At 71.2% G+C, this 20,092-nt stretch carries 22 protein-coding genes; 13 read left to right on the top strand and 9 right to left on the bottom strand.

Annotated features, from left to right (window positions below; translation table 11 throughout):
* Positions 1–69 precede the first annotated feature (69 nt).
* Positions 70–687, top strand: a complete 618-nt coding sequence (locus GEV28_RS23825; protein WP_291414348.1) for a C39 family peptidase — start codon at positions 70–72, stop codon at positions 685–687.
* Here GEV28_RS23825 and GEV28_RS23820 read toward each other — a convergent pair.
* Entirely contained in the window at positions 668–1,465 is a 798-nt protein-coding gene (locus GEV28_RS23820; RefSeq protein WP_291414347.1) for a GNAT family N-acetyltransferase, read from the bottom strand. The two genes, GEV28_RS23825 and GEV28_RS23820, sit on opposite strands and share 20 nt — an antisense overlap.
* 118 nt (positions 1,466–1,583) lie before the next feature.
* On the opposite strand from GEV28_RS23820, the gene GEV28_RS23815 reads away from it, so the two are divergent.
* The 5 genes from GEV28_RS23815 to GEV28_RS23795 all read left to right on the top strand — a co-directional run bounded on the left by GEV28_RS23815 (position 1,584) and on the right by GEV28_RS23795 (position 5,430).
* Entirely contained in the window at positions 1,584–2,702 is a 1,119-nt protein-coding gene (locus GEV28_RS23815; RefSeq protein ID WP_291414346.1) for a tetratricopeptide repeat protein, read from the top strand.
* A 49-nt stretch (positions 2,703–2,751) separates the two neighbouring features.
* Positions 2,752–3,282 (top strand): GNAT family N-acetyltransferase, encoded by a 531-nt coding sequence (locus tag GEV28_RS23810; RefSeq protein ID WP_291414345.1) that lies wholly within the window; start codon positions 2,752–2,754, stop codon positions 3,280–3,282.
* Positions 3,279–3,914, top strand: a complete 636-nt coding sequence (locus tag GEV28_RS23805) for a nucleotidyltransferase family protein (protein WP_291414344.1) — start codon at positions 3,279–3,281, stop codon at positions 3,912–3,914. The genes GEV28_RS23810 and GEV28_RS23805 overlap by 4 nt, the downstream gene beginning before the upstream one ends.
* Positions 3,915–4,087: 173 nt before the next feature.
* A complete protein-coding gene (locus GEV28_RS23800) occupies positions 4,088–5,038 on the top strand; it encodes an SDR family oxidoreductase (protein ID WP_291414343.1) in 951 nt (316 codons plus the stop codon).
* Positions 5,035–5,430 (top strand): thioesterase family protein, encoded by a 396-nt coding sequence (locus GEV28_RS23795; RefSeq protein ID WP_291414342.1) that lies wholly within the window; start codon positions 5,035–5,037, stop codon positions 5,428–5,430. Before GEV28_RS23800 ends, GEV28_RS23795 begins: the two co-directional genes overlap by 4 nt.
* Here GEV28_RS23795 and GEV28_RS23790 read toward each other — a convergent pair.
* Positions 5,427–5,951, bottom strand: coding sequence for a GNAT family N-acetyltransferase (locus tag GEV28_RS23790; protein WP_291414341.1), 525 nt, complete (start codon positions 5,949–5,951; stop codon positions 5,427–5,429). The two genes, GEV28_RS23795 and GEV28_RS23790, sit on opposite strands and share 4 nt — an antisense overlap.
* Before the next feature lie 169 nt (positions 5,952–6,120).
* Here GEV28_RS23790 and GEV28_RS23785 point away from each other — a divergent pair, with 169 nt between their 5' ends.
* On the top strand, positions 6,121–6,918 hold the full coding sequence (locus GEV28_RS23785; RefSeq protein ID WP_291414340.1) for a hypothetical protein: 798 nt from the start codon (positions 6,121–6,123) through the stop codon (positions 6,916–6,918).
* Between the two features lie 78 nt (positions 6,919–6,996).
* Here the strand turns inward: GEV28_RS23785 and GEV28_RS23780 are convergent, their stop codons facing one another.
* Positions 6,997–7,806 carry a DNA-formamidopyrimidine glycosylase family protein gene (locus tag GEV28_RS23780; RefSeq protein WP_291414339.1) on the bottom strand — a complete coding sequence of 270 codons (810 nt, stop codon included), beginning with the start codon at positions 7,804–7,806 and terminating at the stop codon, positions 6,997–6,999.
* Entirely contained in the window at positions 7,806–8,288 is a 483-nt protein-coding gene (locus GEV28_RS23775) for a ribose-5-phosphate isomerase (protein WP_291414338.1), read from the bottom strand. Before GEV28_RS23775 ends, GEV28_RS23780 begins: the two co-directional genes overlap by 1 nt.
* A gap of 35 nt (positions 8,289–8,323) precedes the next feature.
* Between GEV28_RS23775 and GEV28_RS23770 the strand changes: the two genes are divergently transcribed.
* Both GEV28_RS23770 and GEV28_RS23765 read left to right on the top strand, forming a co-directional pair.
* The gene (locus GEV28_RS23770; RefSeq protein ID WP_291414337.1) at positions 8,324–9,121 is read left to right on the top strand and encodes a 2-phosphosulfolactate phosphatase; all 798 of its coding nucleotides are present in this window, start codon (positions 8,324–8,326) and stop codon (positions 9,119–9,121) included.
* A gap of 71 nt (positions 9,122–9,192) precedes the next feature.
* Positions 9,193–9,882: an MBL fold metallo-hydrolase gene (locus GEV28_RS23765; RefSeq protein WP_291414336.1), complete on the top strand. Its 690-nt coding sequence runs from the start codon at positions 9,193–9,195 to the stop codon at positions 9,880–9,882.
* A 186-nt stretch (positions 9,883–10,068) separates the two neighbouring features.
* On the opposite strand, the gene GEV28_RS23760 is transcribed toward GEV28_RS23765, so the two are convergent.
* On the bottom strand, positions 10,069–11,496 hold the full coding sequence (locus GEV28_RS23760; RefSeq protein ID WP_291414335.1) for an aldehyde dehydrogenase family protein: 1,428 nt from the start codon (positions 11,494–11,496) through the stop codon (positions 10,069–10,071).
* A 65-nt stretch (positions 11,497–11,561) separates the two neighbouring features.
* Complete coding sequence (locus GEV28_RS23755) at positions 11,562–12,176, bottom strand: DsbA family protein (protein WP_291414334.1); 615 nt, start codon at positions 12,174–12,176, stop codon at positions 11,562–11,564.
* 129 nt (positions 12,177–12,305) lie between these two features.
* Here GEV28_RS23755 and pepN point away from each other — a divergent pair, with 129 nt between their 5' ends.
* Positions 12,306–14,867 (top strand): aminopeptidase N, encoded by a 2,562-nt coding sequence (pepN, locus tag GEV28_RS23750; RefSeq protein WP_291414333.1) that lies wholly within the window; start codon positions 12,306–12,308, stop codon positions 14,865–14,867.
* A 15-nt stretch (positions 14,868–14,882) separates the two neighbouring features.
* Here the strand turns inward: pepN and GEV28_RS23745 are convergent, their stop codons facing one another.
* From GEV28_RS23745 to GEV28_RS23735, 3 genes are all read right to left on the bottom strand, one after another.
* A complete protein-coding gene (locus tag GEV28_RS23745) occupies positions 14,883–15,341 on the bottom strand; it encodes a DUF5130 family protein (protein WP_291414374.1) in 459 nt (152 codons plus the stop codon).
* 28 nt (positions 15,342–15,369) lie between these two features.
* Positions 15,370–15,621: a hypothetical protein gene (locus GEV28_RS23740; RefSeq protein ID WP_291414332.1), complete on the bottom strand. Its 252-nt coding sequence runs from the start codon at positions 15,619–15,621 to the stop codon at positions 15,370–15,372.
* Between the two features lie 535 nt (positions 15,622–16,156).
* A complete protein-coding gene (locus tag GEV28_RS23735; protein ID WP_291414331.1) occupies positions 16,157–16,720 on the bottom strand; it encodes an HNH endonuclease in 564 nt (187 codons plus the stop codon).
* Between the two features lie 216 nt (positions 16,721–16,936).
* Here GEV28_RS23735 and GEV28_RS23730 point away from each other — a divergent pair, with 216 nt between their 5' ends.
* The 3 genes from GEV28_RS23730 (at position 16,937) to GEV28_RS23720 (ending at position 19,993) form a co-directional block, all read left to right on the top strand.
* Complete coding sequence (locus GEV28_RS23730; protein ID WP_291414330.1) at positions 16,937–17,911, top strand: mechanosensitive ion channel family protein; 975 nt, start codon at positions 16,937–16,939, stop codon at positions 17,909–17,911.
* A gap of 19 nt (positions 17,912–17,930) precedes the next feature.
* Entirely contained in the window at positions 17,931–18,326 is a 396-nt protein-coding gene (locus tag GEV28_RS23725) for a globin (protein ID WP_291414329.1), read from the top strand.
* 71 nt (positions 18,327–18,397) lie between these two features.
* Positions 18,398–19,993: a glycoside hydrolase family 13 protein gene (locus GEV28_RS23720; protein WP_291414328.1), complete on the top strand. Its 1,596-nt coding sequence runs from the start codon at positions 18,398–18,400 to the stop codon at positions 19,991–19,993.
* The last annotated feature ends 99 nt before the right edge of the window (positions 19,994–20,092 follow it).

Genomic DNA, 20,092 nt, shown 5'->3' with positions numbered 1-20,092 from the left:
GCCGGCAACGCTGCGAAGATGCTAACGGCAGCAACGAGGAACCGGAACAACGTTCGGGGATCGAGGCGTATGGACGTCCCCTTCTGCTCGCAGCGCGGCCTGGTCCACACGGACGACACCGCGCTGCTGCCCGAACCCGGTGCGCGGTGGAGCGACCGGACGTGTGCGATCGCGTGCCTCACGATGGTGCTCAACTACTACGGGCACGTCGTGTCGATGGTCGACGTGCTGACCGCGGCGCTGGAGCGCAAGGCGTTCGACCCGGTCCGCGGGTGGCTGCACAGCGGGTTGATCGAGGTCCTGCAGTCGTTCGGGCTCACCGCCTACCGGCGGAACTGGCGGCTGCTCGACGGGCGGGAGAGCGCCTACCTCGCCGGGCGCGACCCGACCGCGACGGCCCGCCGGGAGATCCAGCTCGTCAAGGACCAGATGCTGGCCGAGGGGCTGCGGACGATCCGGCTGCTGCTGGCGGCCGGGCTGCCGGTGGTCGTCTCGATCCACCGCCCGTGGCGCGACCGCAGCAGCGTCGGGCATCAGGTGGTGCTGGTGGGCCTCGACGCGGACCGGGTCACGTATCACGACCCGGCGGAGCGCGCGGGCGCGTTCCTGCGGCACGGCCGCGCCGACTTCTTCGAGAGCTGGAAGGGGACCGCGATCGTGGCGGGCCTCAGCCCCAGTAGAGGTTGAAGACGCTGTAGAGGTGGTCGTGCCTCGCCGGTACCGCGGGACCGAGGCGCATCCGGGCGGTGCGGGTCGACTCGCGGAAGCCGAGCTCCGCCAAGCGTTTGCGGGTGCGTTCCCGCGCCACCGGCAGGGCGACGCGCAGCCGTTCGGTTCGGCGCCCGGACAGGGCCGCGGTGAGCAGGGCCTCGCCGGCCTCGCCGGTCGTGGCGATCACCGCGCCGGCGCCGGTCGGGCTCTGTCGCAAGCTGTAGCCACCGCTCGCCACGTGGCCGCCCCGTGGCCACAGCGCGCGGATCAGGACGCCACGGTCCTCACCGGTCGCCTCCCGGTCGAGCTCGAGGACCGCGTCGAGGTCGGCCTCCGTGCCGGGCCGTTCCTGGGGTGAGTCGGGCAGCGGGGCGCCCTTGAGCTCGACGGATTCGCTCTCGTGTGCGAAGCCCATGTGTGCGTAGAGCGGCGCGGCCATCAGGGTGGCGTGGAGGAGGACCGTGGCGATCCCGCGGTCCTGAACGGCCTCGGCGGCCGTGCGGGTGAGTCGCTCACCGAGGCCGCGGCGGCGGTGCTCGGGCAGGACCGCGACGCCGCCGACCCAGCCGGTGGTGCCGAACGGGAGGCAGGAGGAGACGCCGGCGACCGTCCCGTCCCGGTGCGCGGTGAAGACCGCACCGCCGAGCCGTTGGACGAAGGCGAGGTCGTCGACGAGGTCCGCGCGGAAGCCGACCTGCCGGTAGATCGAGGCCACCGCGGCGAGACCGGCCGCGGGCTCGATCACGTAATCCACACCGGAACGCTATCCGAGCACCCTCTCCCTCACCAGTTCCGCGCGGTTCGGTCGACGACGCAACGTTCGGACACCCTTCGGCGATTCTCGCAGTGGACCTTGACGACTGGGGGGTGCCGTGCTGGCGACCGTGACCCGGCGGCTGATGCGGTGGTCGCTGCGGAGTCTGGAGACCTCGGAGCTCGCGCTGGAGGCGGCGCGGCGGTTCGGCCCCCGGCATGCGTCCGACCTCGCTACGACGCTGGTCGCGGTCGCACGGCACCGGGCGGCGGCGGGGTCGACGGATGCCGCGCTGGACGCGCTCGCGGAGGCCGTCGCCATCTACCGGCGCGCACCGTCGCCGGGCCTCGCGCGGGCGCTGCACCTGCGGATGGTCGTGCTGTGCTCGGTGGACCGTGCCGACGAGGCGCTCGCCGACGCCGACGAGGCCATGGCGCTGTTCTCGCGCTGTTCGGACATGTTGTTGGCGGACTTCCTGCGGACGTACGGCGCGTGCCTCGCCCGCTGCGGTCGGCTGTCCGAGGCGGTGCCCGTGGCGTCCCGGGCCGTCGTGCTGCGGCGGCGGCTCGTCGCGCTGGCGCCGGCGGCGCAGCAGCAGGAGCTCGGTGACGCGCTGACCAACCTGAGCGCTCTGCTGGTGCGGCTGGGACGCCACGCGCACGCGGCGCAGATCGCGACCGAGGCGGTGCTCGTCTGGCGGCGGCTGGTGACCGTCCGGACGGAGCCGATCCTCGCCGTGGCGCTGCTCCACCTCGGCGCGTCGCTGGCGCCGGCGCGTCCGGCGGACGGCCTGCGCGCGGCGGACGAGGCGATCTCGCTGCTGCAGGGCCGGCTCGACGACGCGCCGGGGCGGCACGAGGAGAACCTGCTGCGCGCGCGGCTGGTGCGCAACGACTGCCTCGCGCGCCTGGAGCTGCCGGCGGAGATCGTGCTCGGCCCGTACCCGCTGTGCGACAAGTGCCGCTCGGCGAACGGTGTGGTGGCGATGCGTTCTCGGCAGGTGCACGTCCGGGCCCACGGCCACGAGTCCTGTGTGGACGTCAGGTTGGCGGGGATCATGCGGCGGCTGTGGGCGGTGTGCGAGACGACGGGATGCGGCGAGGACGAGGACGGGCGGTCGTTCGTCATCCCGGCGTTCGGGCAGAGCGGCTCGGCCCGGCGGGTCCTCGTGGGGCTGGGGCTGGAGGTCACGGCCGAGCGGGGTGTGCTGTTCTTCCGCCTGCCACCGTCCTGTTAGGACATCACGGTCCGGGCAACGTGGCGGCGGCCCGCGCGTCTCCATGGGTATGACCACGCCGATCACCATTCGACCCGCTGTGGTGGGGGACGCGCGCGCGGTCCTCGACCTTCATGTTCGGGCGCGCAGCACCTACTACCGCGGCTTCATCAGCGACGACGAGCTCGCCGAGCAGAGTCGGCGGGAGGCGGCGGACTACGAGCGGATGATCCGGGCGACCGACCGGGTCGTGCGGTGTGCCGAGACGGACCGGCGGCTCGTCGGGTTCCTCGTGGTCGGCGGGCCGCACCACGCCGAACCCGGCGTCGACAGCGAGCTCTTCCAGATCCACGTCGACCCGGCGCTCTTCCGGCGCGGTGTCGGTACGGCGCTACACCGGGCGGCGGTCGGCACGTGGCGGGAGATGGCCGCCGGCGTGGTGCGGTTGTGGGTCTGGGAGTTCAACGAGCGCGCCCGGGAGTTCTACCGCCGCAACGGATGGTGGCACGACGGCAGCCACCGGCCCGACGACCCGCGGGTCGAGCGGCACCGGATGATCGGCCTGAAACTGTCGGTGCCCCCTGATACACACTCCACATGACCTTCGGCCGGCTCCCCCTCCACGAGCAACTCGCGGTCCTGCGCACCATGTTGCGCCGGAACACCACGCTCACCGAGGTCCTCTCCCGCGCCGCGGGCCTCGACCTCCCGGGCTGGTACCTCACCGCCGGCTGCGTGTTCCAAACCGTCTGGAACGTGGTCTCCGGCCGGCCGGCGGGCGAGGGCATCGCCGACTACGACCTCTTCTACTTCGACGACACCGACCTGTCCTGGGACGCCGAGGACAAGGTCATCAAGGCCGGCCGGGTGGCCTTCCACGACTTACCCGCGGCCGTCGAGATCCGCAACGAGGCCCGCGTTCACCTGTGGTACGAACAGCGGTTCGGCGTGCCATGCCCGCCGTACGAGTCGACCGAGGCGGCCATCGACTCGTTCGCGGCCACCACGTGCTGTGTCGGCATCCGGCTGGACGCCTACCAGGGCTGGCGGGTCTACGCGCCGCACGGCTTGTCCGACGTCTTCAACCTCGTCGTGCGGCCCAACGCCGTCCTCGCGCCTCGGCACGTCTACGAGACGAAGACGGACCGCTGGCGCCGCCAGTGGCCGACGTTGACCGTGCTGCCATGGCCGATCGACCGGCCGACCGAAAGGACGCCCATGATCCGTCACTAGTGTCGCGTGACCCTGAAACCTTGACGCCGCTGCGGCCAACGCGGCTCCTGGCTGCGTTGGAGAAAAGCCCAAGTACAACCCGGTACGAGCGGCTTTCCTCCGCCTTGCCAGGAACCACGTGGATCCACAGCGGACGCAAAGGAACAGGATCACGCGACACTAGACTCCGACCCATGGAGCTTCGGGGTGCGTCCGCGCTGGTCACGGGCGCCACAGGTGGGCTGGGACAAGCTATCGCGCGCCGGCTCGGCGCCGAGGGGTGCAGGCTGACGCTCACCGGGCGGCGGGCCGACGCGCTCGAACCGGTCGCCACGGCGGTCGGCGGCACGGCGCTCGTGGCCGACCTGTCCCAGGACGACGACGTGGCCCGCGTGGGGAAGGCGGACGTCGACATCCTCGTCGCCAACGCGGCACTGCCCGGCGTCGGCGAGCTCGAGTCGTTCTCCCCCGAGCAGATCGACCGCGTCCTCGACGTCAACCTGCGTGCGCCGATCATGCTCGCACGCGAGCCAATGCGGCGACCACCAACGTTCGGCGAGTCTCTCGACGGCCCAGCTTCCCGCTGGCGGCGTTGCCGATCCACCCACGTACAACCCGGTACGCGGGAGGACCGGCGCCTTGCCAGCGGAAACCTGGATCCGCCGATTGACCCACCAACGTCAGCGGTCACCGCAATAGGCGAGCGGATGCTGGCGCGCGGCCGCGGCCACGTCGTCCTCATCGCCTCGCTCTCGGGCAAGTCGGCCACGCCGGTCAGCTCGCTCTACAACGCGACCAAGTTCGGGCTGCGCGGGTTCGCCCTCGCGCTGCGCCAGGACTGGGAACCGCTCGGCGTCGGCGTCAGCTGCGTCAACCCCGGACCGATCGCCGGCGCGGGCATGTTCCACGAGGGCGGCGCGGACCTGCCCAAGGGAGTTCGGCGAAAGACACCCGAGGACGTCGCCGACGCGGTGGTGCGCGCCATCCGCACCAACCGGGCCGAGGTCGACGTCGCCGATCCGGTGATGCGTGCCGGCGCATGGCTCAGCCTCGCCGCGCCGCAGACCGCCGCGCGGCTCGGGCGCATCGACGGCGCCGAGCGGGTCGCACGCCAGCTCGCCGAGGGACACGCGGAGAACCGATGACCACGTTCGTCCACCGGCTGCGCGTCCGGTACAGCGAGTGCGACCAGCAGGGCGTCGTGTTCAACGGGCAGTACCTGTTCTTCTACGACGTCGCGTTCACGGAGCTGTTCCGCGATCGGATCGGGCCGTACCCGGAGATCGTCGAGCGCGGCTACGACCTCGTGGTCGCCGAGGCGCGGCTCCGGTTCGTCGAGGGCGCGCGGTTCGACGAGGAGCTCGACATCGAGGTGCCCGTCGAGCATCTCGGCACCACCAGCATGATCGTCCGGCCGGTGTTCCGCGTCGGCGAGCGGCTCATCGCGGACGGCGAGGTGCGGCACGTGTTCGTCGACCCGAAGACGCTCACCAAGACGCCGATGCCCGACGACTTCCGGGAAGCACTGTCGCGCTAACGGGTCCGCCGCGAGTACTCGATCTCCAGCACCGGCCGGCCGTCGCCGAAGTCGTGCTCGCGCCGGCGGCCGGTCTCCGCGAAGCCGAACGACGTGTAGAAATGGCGCGCCCGGTTGGCGCCGGCCATGGTCCACAGGCGAACGCTGCGGAACCTGGCCTCCAGCAACAACTCCCACGCCTTGTCCATGAGAGTCCAAGCCACGCCCCGACCCCATGCCGTCGGGTGCGCGTAGAGGTCGAAGATCTCCGCGTCGGACGTGCCGTCGGAGTGCGGACCGAAGTGGACGAACGCCGCCACCCGGTCACCGCGCTCGGCGACGAGCAACGTGTTCCGGATGTGCTCGCGCGCGGCCATCAGCTCGGTCCATAACGTCCGTCGCTGCTCGGCGAGCGAACGCAGCCAGTGGCCCTCGAACAGATCTCGGTGCGCCACCCGCCACGCTTCCGCGTGCACCTCGCCGATCGACTCCGCGTCGGCCGCGGTGGCCTCCCGCACCAACATCGGCAGGTCGACCCTCATGGGCGACAACCATACGTCCGATCACTGGCCAATGACTACCAATCCGTCTCGGACCCCGGTTGGATTCACCCAGATCACATAGCTCGGCCCGGGTCGCATCGGTAACAGCGGAACTCCGGGCGTAGCGTGCCCGTTGTCGTGAGGAACCGTGTATTTCGGGAGGGGTGCCATGGTCACCGCAATCGTGATCATCGCGTTGGTTCTGGCCGTGGTCGCGCTCGGCACGACATTCGCGAGAAACCAGGCGAACGCCAAGCAGAACCAGCTCGAGGACGCCAAGGCCGAGGCCCGGCGCTGGGTCGAGCGGCTCGGTGGCCAGGTGATGAACCTCATCGGCCTCGACGAGGCGTCCAAGCAGGCGCTCGCGGACGCCTCGGAGCGCTACAACGCCGCCGGCTCGCAGATGGAGCAGGCCACGACCACCGAGCAGTGCCGGCTGGTCACCAAGACCGCGTTGGAAGGCTTGTACTACGTGCGCGCCGCGCGCCTCGCGATGGGCCTCGACCCCGGCCCGGACCTGCCGGTCGACCGCGACCAGGAGCGTGCCGGCAAGGTCTCCGAGGACCGGCGGATCACCGTCGACGGCCAGGACTACGAGGCGTCGCCGGAGCCCGGTGCCAACACCCCGCACTACTACCCCGGCGGCCGGGTGGCCGGCCGGCCGGTGCCGCAGGGTTGGTACAGCGAGCCGTGGTGGAAGCCCGCGCTGGTCGCCGGCGCCTGGGGCGTCGGCTCGATGCTGCTGTTCAGCGCGATGTTCTCCGGCATGTACGGCATCCCCGACGGCCAGGCCTGGGAGCAGGGCTACGACGCGGGCCAGCAGGACGCCATGGACGGCGGTGACGGAGGCGATGGCGGCGGTGACGCGGGCGGTGACGGCGGCGACATGGGTGGCGACTACGGCGGCGGAGATTACGGCGGCGGCGACTTCGGCGGTGGGGACTTCGGCGGTGGCTTCGACTTCTAGCCACTCGTAGCGCGACCGTGGCCGGCACCTTCCCGACGGTGCCGGCCACGGCACTCGACCGGGGTGCCCTGGGTCAGGTCACGGGGCTTGGCAGCTCGGGCACCAGTACAGGTTGCGGCCTCGGAGGTCGGCGATCGCCACTTCGGTGCCGCACACCAGACAGGGCTGGCCGTGCCGGCGGTAGACGTACACCTCGCCGCCGTGCCGGTCGTGGCGTGGGGCGCGGCCGGTGACCTCAGGCAGGTGCTCGTCGCGAACCGTGTCGATTCTGCCGGTGCGCACGCCCTTGCGCATCAACGTGACGAGGTCGGTCCACATGACCGTCCACAGTGGATGGTCGAGATCCTTGCCGGGGAGCATCGGCGCGACCTTGTGCCGGTACAGGATCTCCGCGCGGTAGACGTTCCCGACGCCGGCGAGCACCGACTGGTCGAGCAACAGCGCCGCGACCGGCAACCGCGACCGGGACAGCCGCGCCCACGCCCTCTCCGGGTCGGCGTTGCGGCGCAACGGGTCCGGGCCGAGCCGGTCCAGCACCGCGGCCATCTGCGCGGTGTCCACCAGCTCGCAGCGGGTCGGCCCGCGCAGGTCGGTGAGGTGCGTCTCACCGACCATCCGCATCCGCACCTGGCCGACCGGCGTGGTGGCCGGCAGCGGCTGCTCGCTGAACGTGCCGATCAGGCCGAGATGAACGTGCACGATCGCGTCCGGACCGTACACGTGGAACAGGTGCTTGCCGTGCGCCTCGGCGCGGCGCAGCACCCGTCCGTCCACAAGGGACGCGGCGGTGGCGAACCGGCCCTGCGGGCTCGTGACCGCCACCGACCGCCCGACGAAGAGCTTCTTGTGCAACCGGGCGAGCCGGTGCAGGGTGTGGCCCTCCGGCACTAGCTCGGCTCGCCCGGCGGCAGGGCAGGGGGCTCGCCGGTGCGCTCGTAGTCGTCGAGCATGCGGATCCGCCGGGCGTGCCGCTCGGCTCCGGAGAACGCGGTGGCGACGAACGCGCTGACGATCCCGGTCGCCTCCTCGGCGCTGTGCATCCGTGCGCCGATGGCGATGACCTGGGCGTCGTTGTGCTGGCGCGCGAGTGTGGCGGTCTCGACGTCGTAGCCGAGCGCGGCGCGGCAGCCGGCGACCTTGTTGGCGGCGATCTGCTCGCCGTTGCCGGAGCCGCCGATGACAACGCCGAGGCTGCCGGCGTCGGCGACCACGCGGCGGGCGGCCTCGATGCAGTAGGGCGGGTAGTCGTCCTCGGCGTCGAACACGGCCGGGCCCACGTCGACCACCTCGTGGCCCGCGGTGGCCAGCGCCTCGACGAGATGCGCCTTCAGCTCGAAGCCCGCATGGTCGGATCCCAGGTAAACACGCACGACGGCATTGTGCCAGCCGTGACAGGATCCGCCCGGTGACGGTCTATGAACAGGACTCCTTCGACCTACGGCTGGAGTGGGGGCGCGACGGCGTGGCCGAGCTCGGTCCGCACTGCGCCGTGCTGATCATCGTCGACGTGCTGGTGTTCGCGACCACTGTGGACATCGCGCTCGGCCGGGGTGGCCGGGTGCTGCCGCTGCCGTGGCGCGACGAGCGGGCCGTCGAGGCGGCCCGGGCCGCGGGGGCGGTGCTGACCCGGAGCGGGCTGGCCGGGATCGAGGGCAGCCGAACCGGGCGCACGACGCCGGCGGCGGATGCCGCGGGAGGCGGCTGGACGCTGCGGCCGTCGTCGCTGGTGACGCTGCCGGAAGGGACGTTCCTGGCGATCTCGTCGCCGAACGGCGCGACCCTGTGCGCGGCCGCGGCGAAGACCGGGACGACCGTGCTCGCCGGCTGCCTGCGCAACGCGTCCGCGGTCGCCGCGGCGGCGGTCGACATCGCGGGCGACGCGCCGGTCGGCATCGTCCCGGCCGGCGAACGCTGGCGCGACACCCCGGACCGGCGGCTGCGGCCGGGAATCGAGGAATGGCTTGGCGCCGGCGCGATCGCGGCCGCGGTGACCGGGCGGCGGGCGCCGTCGGCGGAGGCGGAGCTGGCGGCGGTCACCTACCGCGCCGTCGCGGGGCGGGTGGGTGAGCTCGTCGCCGAGTCGGTGTCCGGCCGGGAGCTGGTCGCGGCGGGGGTGCCGGACGACGTCGCGCTCGCGTCCGATGTGGATGCGAGTCGGGTCGTACCCGTGCTGGTCGACGGGGTCTTCGAGGATCGGCGATGAGCGAGCGTGCGAGCGAACCATGGATACAGGGCGACCACGAGCGGCGTCACCGAGCCCGCGAGGGGGCACCAGTGAGCGGGCGGTGGGTCGAGGTCGCGAGCGGGGTGTTCGCGGGCCGGTACGCGGAGCTGGACCAGACGTTGGGGCTGGTCGTCGGGAGTGCGCGGTGCCTCGTCGTGGACAGTGGGACCGATGAGGTGCACGGGGCAGAGCTCGCCGCGGCGGTGCGGGAGCGGACCGCGCTGCCGTGGGAGCTGGTGATCACGCACGCGCACTTCGACCACTTCTTCGGGACAGCCGCGTTCCTGCCCTGCCCGGTGTGGGCGCACGAGCGGTGCCGCGAGGTGATCGAGACCGACGGTGACGAGCAGCGGCGGGACTGGGCGGCCCGGTACCGGGACAAGGGCGAACCGGAGCTCGCCCACCGCCTCGAGGCCGCCGCGCTGGTGGTGCCGGACCGGGTGTTCACCGACCGGGTCGAGCTGGACCTGGGCGAGCGGATGGTCGAGCTGGTCCACCCCGGACTCGGGCACACAGACCACGACGTGATCGTGCACGTACCCGACGCGGGAGTGGTGTTCGCCGGCGACCTGGTGGAGCAAGGGGCACCGCCGCACGCCGGCCCGGACGCGGTGCCCGGGCAGTGGCCGTCCACTTTGGACGCCGTACTGAGGCTGGGGGCGAGGGTGATCGTGCCGGGGCACGGCGAGCCGGTGGACGCGGCGTTCGTACGGGCGCAGCGCGACGAGCTCGCCCGCTGACGCGGGCTTGGCCTCCGGCCCCCGTTTCCCATGCTACTGACGGCCACCGACGTTTCCGGCCGAAGCCGATCAAGCCTGTGGACAACCCCGGACCCGCGGGGGCCCCCCGCTTTCCAGCTTATCGATGGGCACCGACAGTTTCGGCGTCGTGGATCTTGGCTGTGGACAGGTCGCTGTGGATGGGGCTCAGCGCTGGATCGACTTCAGCTCGGTGAACTCCTCCAGGCCGAAGCGGCCGAACTCGCGGCCGTTGCCGGACTGCTTGAAGCCGCCGAACGGGGCCTTGGTGTTGAACAGGCCGCCGTTGACGTCCACCTGGCCCGCGCGGAGCCGGCCGGCGACCGCGTAGGCCCTGTCGGCGTCGCCGCCGAAGACGCCGGCCGCCAAGCCGTACCGGGTGCCGTTGGCGATCCGCACCGCGTCGTCCTCGTCGGTGTAGGGCAGTACCACGAGCACCGGGCCGAAGATCTCCTCCTGGGCGATCGTCATGTCCTCGCGCACGTTGCCGAACACCGTGGGGCGCACGAAATAGCCCGTGCCCTCCACCGGCTCGGGGCCGCCGAACGCCAGATCGGCACCCTCCTCCACGCCCTTGCGGATGTAGCCGACAACGCGGTCGCGCTGCGCCGCGGACACCGCCGGGCCGATGCGCGTCGTCTCCTGGGTCGGGTCGCCCGGCTGGTACTTCGCCGCCGCCGCGACCGCGGCCTCGACCGCCTCGTCGTGGCGGTCCGCGGGGACCAGCAGGCGGGTGAGGGCACTGCACGCCTGGCCGTTGTTCATGAAGCAGTTCGCGACCGTGATCTTCACCGCACGCACCAGGTCTGCGTCGTCCAGGACCACCGAGGCGGACTTGCCGCCCAGCTCCAGCGCCACCTTCTTGACGGTCTCCGCACCGACCGCGGCGACCCGGCGGCCCGCCACGGTCGAACCGGTGAACGACACCATGTCCACGAGCGGGTGCGCCGCCAGCGCCTCGCCGACCACCGGGCCGGTGCCGTGCACCATGTTGAACACACCCGCGGGCAGCCCGGCCTCGGCGATGATCTCGGCGAGCAGCCCCGCGGTCAGCGGGGCCACCTCGCTCGGCTTGAGCACCACCGTGCAGCCGACCGCCAGCGCCGGTGTGATCTTGGCGACCATCTGCTGCAGTGGGAAGTTCCACGGCGTGATCGCCGCGACGACACCGATGGGCTCGCGCACCACCGTCGAGTTGCCGAACGTCACCGGGGCCAGCGCGCCGGCCTCGATCTCGGCCAGCACGCCGTCGGTGATGCCGACCGGGTTCGTGACCTGGACCTTCGACGCGAAGGTGACCGGCGTGCCGACCTCGGCGGTGATGGTGGCGGCCAACTCGCCCGCCCGCGCCCGCAGGCCGTCGTTGATCCGGCGGACCGCCGCGACCCGGTCGGCCAGCGGAGTGGCCGCCCAGCCGGGAAACGCGGCCGCCGCGGCACGCACCGCCGCGTCGGCGTCGGCCGGGGTGCCGGCCGGCACCGATGCGATGACCTCTTCGGTGGCCGGGTTCACCACGTCGATCCGCTCGCCGTCCGATCCTTCGACGAACTCTCCGCCGATGAGGTGAGCAGTGCGAACCTGGGTTGGCGCGGCCATGAGCCCTCCGAGAGATGTGACGCGTGCGGCGGCGGTCGGCCTCCAGCCTGTCACACGAAAGTGACTCAGTCGAAGCTGAGCTCGCCCGTGCGAGTGCGCTTCAGCTCGAAGAAGTTCGGGAAGCTCGCGAGCGCCACGGCGCCGTCGAAGATCGTCAGCGCGTCCTCGCCGCGCGGGATCGAGTTGAGCACCGGGCCGAAGAACGCGGTGCCGTCGACGTGGATGGTGGGCGTGCCGACGTCCATGCCGACCGGGTCCATGCCCTCGTGGTGGCTCTTGCGCAGCGCCTCGTCGTGGTCGGTGTCGTGCGCGGCCTCGAACAGCTCCTCGGGCAGGCCCACCTCGGCGAGCGACTCCTTGATCACCGCGTCCAGGTCCTTGTTGCCCTGGTTGTGGATGCGGGTGCCCATCGCGGTGTACAGGTCGCGCAGGACCTCCTCGCCGTGCTTCTCGGCCGCGGCGACGGCGACGCGCACCGGACCCCACCCGTTGTCGAGCATCGTCCGGTAGTCCTCGGGAAGGTCGCGGCCCTCGTTGAGGACGGACAGGCTCATCACCCGGAACCGGAGGTCGACGTCTCGGTGCCGCTCGACCTCGAGGATCCAGCGGGAGGAAATCCACGCGAAGGGGCACAACGGGTCGAAGTAGAAGTCGACCTTGGTCTTGGTAGCGGAAGTCATGTCCCGAACAACCACGCCGACGGGGAACTTTCTTCCCGTTCTCACCCGTCTGGCGGGCGACAGCCGCCTCTGGGGTGCTTGGATGCGACTGAACGCGATTGTCATTCCGAAAGCGACATGAGGTGACCGGTGGCTCCGCCCAACTTGACCCGTGACGACGCACAACGGCGCGCCGCGCTGCTCGAGGTGCACGCATACGACATCGCGCTGGACCTCACCAACGGTCACGGCCAGCCGGGCGAGGGCACCTTCTCCTCGGTCACCACGGTGTCGTTCACGAGCCACGAGGCAGGCGCGTCGAGCTGGGTCGACCTGGTCGCCGACACGGTCCACTCCGCCGAGCTGAACGGCGAGCCGCTCGACGTGTCGGGCTACCGCGAGGAGGACGGGCTCGCGCTCCCGTCGCTGGCCGAGCAGAACACCCTGACCGTGCGGGCGACCTGCCGGTACATGAACTCCGGCGAGGGTCTGCACCGGTTCGTCGACCCGGTGGACAAGGGCGTGTACCTGTACACGCAGTTCGAGACCGCCGACGCGAAGCGGATGTTCACCTGCTTCGACCAGCCCGACCTCAAGGCCACCTACCGGCTCACGGTGCACGCGCCGGAGTCGTGGAAGGTGATGTCGAACGCCGCCCCCGAGGCCACCGAGCCGGCGGCGGAAAGCGCCGCGCGGCACGTGTTCGAGACCACCAAGCGGATCTCGACCTACCTCGTCGCGCTCGTCGCCGGTCCCTACGCGGAATGGCGCGACGAGTACCGCGACGACATCGCGGTCGTGCCGCTGGGCCTGTACTGCCGCGCGTCGCTCGCCGAGCACATGGACGCGGACCGGCTGTTCACCGAGACCAAGCAGGGCTTCGACTTCTACCACCGCAGCTTCGAGGTGCCCTACCCGTTCGGCAAGTACGACCAGTGCTTCGTGCCGGAGTTCAACGCGGGCGCGATGGAAAACGCCGGCTGCGTGACGTTCCTCGAGGACTACGTGTTCCGCAGCAGGGTCACCCGCTACGCCTACGAGCGGCGCTGCGAGACCGTGCTGCACGAGATGGCGCACATGTGGTTCGGCGACCTGGTGACCATGCGCTGGTGGGACGACCTGTGGCTGAACGAGTCGTTCGCCACGTTCGCGAGCGTGCTGGCGCAGGCCGAGGCCACCGAGTACGAGCACGCGTGGACCAGCTTCGCCAACATCGAGAAGTCGTGGGCCTACCGGCAGGACCAGCTGCCCTCGACGCACCCGGTGGCCGCGGACATCCCGGACCTGCAGGCGGTCGAGGTCAACTTCGACGGCATCACCTACGCCAAGGGCGCGAGCGTCCTCAAGCAGCTCGTCGCCTATGTCGGGTTGGCGAACTTCCTGTCCGGGCTGCGGGTGTACTTCGCCAAGCACGCCTGGAGCAACGCCACCCTCGCCGACCTGCTCGCCGCGCTCGAGGAGGCATCCGGGCGGGACCTGTCGTGGTGGAGCGCGCAGTGGCTGGAGACCACCGGGCTCAACCCGCTGCGACCGCGGTTCGAGGTCGACGCCGACGGGAGGTTCACCTCGTTCGCGATCGACCAGGGCGGGGCCAAGCCGGGCGCGGGTGAGCTCCGCACCCACCGGGTGGCCGTCGGCGTCTACAACGACCACGACGGCAAGCTGGTCCGCACGCACCGCGCGGAGATCGACGTCGACGGCGAGCGCACCGAGGTGCCGGAGCTGATCGGCGTGCCGCGCGGCAAGCTCGTGCTGATCAACGACGACGACCTGAGCTACTGCACGATGCGGCTGGACCCCGACTCGCTCGCGACGCTCGTGGACCGGATCGGCGACATCACCGAGCCGCTGCCGCGGACGCTGTGCTGGTCGGCGGCGTGGGAGATGACCCGCGAGGCCGAGCTGAAGGCACGCGACTTCGTCACCCTGGTGTGCCACGGGCTGCCTGCCGAGACCGAGGTCGGCGTGGTGCAGCGGCTGCTGCTGCAGACCCAGACCGCGATCGGCGCCTACGCCGACCCGGCGTGGGCGCCGCGGGGCTGGCGGATCTTCACCGACCGGCTGCTGGAGCTCGCGTCGTCGGTGGAGCCGGGGTCGGACCACCAGCTGGCCCTGGTCAACGCGCTGACCGGGTCCTCGCTCGCGGCCGACCAGGTGAGCGTGCTGCGTGGCTGGTTCGACGGCTCGGCGCCGCTGGCGGGGCTCGTCGTCGACACCGACCTGCGCTGGCGGCTGCTGCAGGCGCTGGTCGCGCACCGCGCGGCGACCGAGCGCGAGATCGACGAGGCGCTGACCGCGGACTCGACGGCGACCGGCAACCGGCAGGCCGAACGGGCGCGCGCGCTGCGGCCGACCGAGGACGCGAAGGCCGAGGCCTGGCGCCGCGCGGTGCACGACGACGAGCTGCCGAACGCGGTCAACGAGTCGATCATCGCGGGCTTCTCGCACCCGACGCAGAAGGAGCTGCTGGTCAAGTACGTGGCGGCGTACTTCGCCGACGTGGCCGGAGTTTGGGCCCGACGCTCGAGCGAACGCGCGCAGCCGGTGGCGATGGGGCTGTTCCCGTCCTGGTCGGTGGCGCGGACGACCGTGGCGGCCGCGGACGCCTGGCTCGCGGACGACTCGCACCCGCCGGCGCTGCGCCGGCTCGTCTCCGAGGGCCGCGCCGGCATCGTCCGCGCACTCGCCGCCCGCGACTTCGACAGCGCCTGACAACGCGCGAGTCGGTCAGTTCCTGGCGGGGCCGGCCTGGTCGCTCAGCATGCGCAGACCACTCACCAGGCCGCCGACGAGGTCACCCTCCTTGAAAGAGGCGACCATGCTCATGACGGCCAGGTTGCACGCGCGGTCCGGCAGCCGGCGGGTGGACTCGGCACCCGTGACCACCTCGACCCTGCGCTGGGTCGGCGACACGGCGATCAGCACGGCCGCCGCGGCGGCCTCGCCGGACTCGGCGTGCAGGCCCTCCACGAACGCGCGGGTGTCCTCACCCAGGTCGCCGAGGTAGACGCTGAAACCGAGGCCGGTCGAGCGCGCGGACAAGGTCAGCGCCTCGTCGAGCCGGGCCAGCTGCACGGAGCTGAACGGCAGCTCGGGCTTGGTCGGCTGGTACTCCCGCGCGACCGAGACCCGCCCGCTCGCCGTCACCACCGCGCCGTACCCGTGCTCGGGGTCCTCCGCGATCACGTCTCCGAGCGAGCCCGCCCGGACGATCTCACCAGCTGCCACGAGCGCCTCCCTTGGCCGTGCGCTTCGAGCTCTTCGCGCCACCCGACGGGACGGCCGCGACCTGGGCGCCGACCCCTGCGGGGTTGGCGGTCCACCAGACCGCGGGGTAGTCCCACGGCTGGCCCGGCCGGTACCTCGGGGTGCGCGCGACCTTGTCGCGCAACGTCAGCAGGGCGACCACGCCGTAGATGGCGAGCGGGATCACCGCGTAGACGAGAATGGTCTCCACGACGTTCACGCGCGACAGACTACCGAGCGCCGCTGACATCCCGACCACCGGCGCAAAGATAACGGACCGGTCACGTCCGGTTACTTCTAGTACGCCTCCGGGTGCGCGTGCTGCGCCGAGCGACGGTGAGCCGGGTCCCGCATTGGGCCCATCGCCACGTCGCGAACGGCCCCAAGTCCGCGGAAGTCTGCCCGTCGTCACGGGATAGGTCTTGTACGTTACAGTTTTAACTCTTAGTTTTCACCTGTACGGCCCTTGCGCACCCCTCATCCGCACTCTCCGTGCGTACAACGCCGAGGAGCAGACGCCATGACCACGAGCAACACGAGTACTCTGCAGACGGTTCTCACCCGTTTGGACCAGTCCGAGTTGGTCGACAGTCTTGGCACCCGTGTCACTCGCGGCACCCGGGTGACCAGGGGAACGCGCGTCACCGCCGGCACCCGCGTCACCCGAGGCACCAGGGTCACGCGAGGCACGCGGGTGACCGCGGGCACGCGCGTCACCGCCTCCTGACCTCTGGAACGAGTGGAGCCGGCTACCGTCAGGCGGCCGGCTCTCCCAGGTAGGGCAACCACTGCGGGTCGGCGTCGACGACCCCGGCCAGCAGCCGCCAGTGCACCCCGCGCGGTGCTCTCGGCACTACCCGAAGCCGCCAGCCGAGCTCGGACAGCAGCTTGTCGGCCTTGCGGTGGTTGCATTTCACGCAGCACGCAACGCAGTTCCGCCAGGTGTGCTCGCCACCGCGGCTGCGCGGGATGACGTGGTCGATCGTCTCGGCCCGGTGACCGCAGTAGGCGCAGCGGTACCGGTCGCGGTGCATGAGCCCGGCCCGGGTCAGCGGCACCCGTGCCCGGTACGGCACGCGCACGAAGTTGCTCAGCCGGATCACCGACGGCACCACGACGCTGTCCGCGGCCGAGTGCAGCACCAGGCCGCTCGGATCACCGTGCACGACCTCCGCCTTGCCGCACACCACCAGCACGACCGCGCGGCGCAGCGGCAGCGCGGTCAGCGGCTCGAAGGTGGTGTTGAGCAACAACACCCGACGCCGGCCCCAGGTGGGTGGTCCGTGACTCTGCTCCGACGCAGCGGTGTTCGGCTGCACAGAACTCGGACGCGCCTGAGTCCGCGGCGCCAGCCCAGCGCGGGCGACGCCGATCGGAGTCGGATGTCGGTCGGGCACGCGACCACCTCCACCGGTCAGCAGGCATAGCAGACCACAGATCACCCCCGTAACGCACGTGTGTTGCACAACGTGTCCGTCCTCACCCCACAAAGATCTGATGACCGGCACGGGTACGGCCGCCGATATGGTCGCGCCGTGACCGTTTCGCACACTCTCGCCTTCGAACGACCGCGCTGTGTGGACGACGAGGGCTGGTGCCGGACGATCTACGGCTGGACCCACAACGAGTGGCTGGCGTCCTCCGCGCACTGGCTCATCGCGAAGCCGATCACGATCATCCTGATCCTCGTGGGCGCGTTCCTGGTCCGGCTGGTGTGCCGGCGGCTGATCGACCGGCTCACCAGGGCCGGCGGCGGCAGGATCCCGACCATGCTGCGGCCACTGCGCGAGCGCGCGCCGCAGACACTCGGCACGTTGCTGTCCGAGCGCCGCGCCCAACGCGCGCAGACCATCGGCTCGGTGTTCAAGTCGATCGTCTCGTTCATTGTGTTCGGCCTGGCGTTCATGATGATTCTCGGCGAGCTCGGGGTGAACCTCGGCCCGATCCTCGCCTCGGCCGGCATCGTCGGCGTCGCGATCGGGTTCGGCGCGCAGAACCTGGTGAAGGACTTCCTGTCCGGCGTGTTCATGGTGCTCGAGGACCAGTACGGCGTCGGCGACGTCGTGGACGTCGGCGAGGCCACCGGAACCATCGAGGCGGTCGGCCTCCGCATCACCACGCTGCGCGACATGAACGGCACCGTCTGGTATGTCCGCAACGGCGAGATCCTCCGGGTCGGCAACTCGAGCCAGGGCTTCGCGGTCGCCGTCGTGGACGTGCCGATCGGCTACGGCGCCGACGTCGGGCAGGCCAGCGACATCCTCGACCGGGTGGCCACCGAGGCGACCGCGTCGGCGGCACTGTCCGGCGACGTCATCGAGCCACCCGAGGTGCTCGGGGTCGAACGCGTCACCGCGACCGAGGGCATCACCATGCGGCTGACCGTGAAGGTGCGGCCCGGACGCCAGTGGTCGGTGCAGCGCACGCTGCGGGCCAAGGTCATGGAGGCGTTCGAGGACGCCGGCATCCGCGGGCCGATGACCCGGGGCTTCCCGCCGTCCGAGCCGTGACCAATGCGAGGATGGAACCGTGGCGACACCCGAGAACCAGACCGAGAACTTCTACCAGGCAGTGGGCGGTGAGGAGGTCTTCCACCGCATCATCGCCCGGTTCTACGCTCAGGTCGCCGAGGACGACATCCTGCGCCCCCTCTACCCGGAGGAGGACCTCGGTCCGGCCGAGGAGCGGCTGCGGTTGTTCCTCATCCAGTACTGGGGTGGCCCGCACACCTACTCCGACCGGCGCGGGCACCCTCGGTTGCGGATGCGGCACGCGCCGTTCTCGATCGGCCCGATCGAGCGCGACGCATGGCTTCGATGCATGCGAACAGCGGTAGACGAGGAGCGGCTGTCCGACCAGCATCGGGCGCAGTTGTGGACCTATCTGGAGATGGCCGCCAACAGCATGATGAACAGTTGGACCTGACCGCACGTATCGCGCCGGCGGCGAAAATGGCTCTGTCTCCGCTTCGGCGAGAACTGGCAGGATGACTCATCGTGCGTAGATCAGGGGAGAGCGAGCAGGGGCCGCCCTTCGCCGCCACCGACACCGAGTGGTGGCACCAGGCCACCTTCTACCAGGTGTATGTGCGCTCCTTCGCCGACTTCGACGGCGACGGCGTCGGCGACCTGGAAGGGATCCACTCCCGGCTCGGCTACCTGGAGCTGCTCGGCGTCGACGCGCTATGGCTCACCCCGTTCTTCACCTCCCCGATGGCCGACCACGGCTACGATGTCGCCGACCCGCGGGACGTCGACCCGGTCTTCGGTGACCTCGCCGGGTTCGACCGGCTCGTCGCCGACGCCCACAAGCACGGCATCAAGGTCACCATCGACCTGGTGCCGAACCACACGAGCGACCTGCACCCGTGGTTCGTCGAGGCGCTGGAGTCGCCGCCCTACAGCGCCGCGCGGGACCGGTACATCTTCCGCGACGGGCGCGCCGGCGGGGCCCAGCCGCCCAACAACTGGGTCAGCGTCTTCGGCGGGCCCGCGTGGACCCGGGTCGCCGACGAGCAGTGGTACCTGCACCTGTTCGCACCTCAGCAGCCGGACCTGAACTGGGCCGACGACGAGGTGCGTGCGGACCTGGAGCGCACGCTGCGGTTCTGGCTCGACCGCGGGGCGGACGGGTTCCGCATCGACGTCGCGCACGGCATGGCCAAGCCCGCCGAGCTGCCCGACATGGACCTGCGTGCCGTGGGCGTGATCGGCGACCACGACTTCTACGACCCGCGGTTCGACGACGACGGCGTGCACGACATCCACCGGATGATCCGCAAGGTCATGGACGAATACCCGGGGGCGATGGCCGTCGGCGAGGTGTGGGTCACCGACAACCACCGCCTCGCCAACTACCTGCGCTCCGACGAGCTGCACCTCGGCTTCAACTTCCGGCTGGTGCTCGCCGAGTTCGACGCCGCGGCGGTGCGCACCGCGATCGAGGAGTCCCTGCGCACCGCGGCGACCGCGGACGCGCCGCCGGCCTGGACGCTGTCCAACCACGACGTGTGGCGCGAGGTCTCCCGCTACGGCGGCGGGGAGGTGGGCACGCGGCGGGCCCGGGCGATGGCGCTGGTGGAGCTCGCGCTGCCGGGCGTGGTGTTCGTCTACAACGGCGAGGAGCTCGGCCTGCCCAACGTCGACCTGCCGGACTGGGCACTGCAGGACCCGATGTGGGAGCGGTCCGGGCACACCGACCGCGGTCGGGACAACTGCCGGGTGCCGATCCCCTGGGAGGGCGACCTGCCGCCGTTCGGCTTCTCCCCCGGCGACGAGACGTGGCTGCCGATGCCGGCGGAGTGGGCGGCGCTCACCGTGGAGCGCCAGCTGGAGGACGCCGACTCGACGCTGTCGCTGTACCGGCAGGCGATCGAGCTGCGCAAGACCCACGACGCGTTCGCGGGCGACGCGCTGGAGTGGTACGGCGCGCCGGAGGGCTGCTTCGCCTACCGCCGCAAAGGCGGTGGGCTGATCTGCGCGCTGAACATGTCGGACATCGCGGTGCCGCTGCCGCCGGGTGAGGTGCTGCTGGCGAGCGGGCCGTTGGACGAGGGTTACCTGCCGCCGGACACCGCCGCCTGGCTGGTCTGAACGTCGGACTCGCGGGTCCTGGGCGTCGGACTCGCGGGTCCTGAGCGTTGGACTCGCGGGTCAGAGGCCGGAGCCGATCTCGCCGTAGCCCGTGCCGGG

It is taken from the genome of Actinophytocola sp., from assembly GCF_009379765.1.
Classification (GTDB): domain Bacteria; phylum Actinomycetota; class Actinomycetes; order Mycobacteriales; family Pseudonocardiaceae; genus Actinophytocola.
The sequence above is the reverse complement of the archived record's forward strand: the minus strand, read 5'-3'. Positions and strand labels throughout refer to the sequence as shown.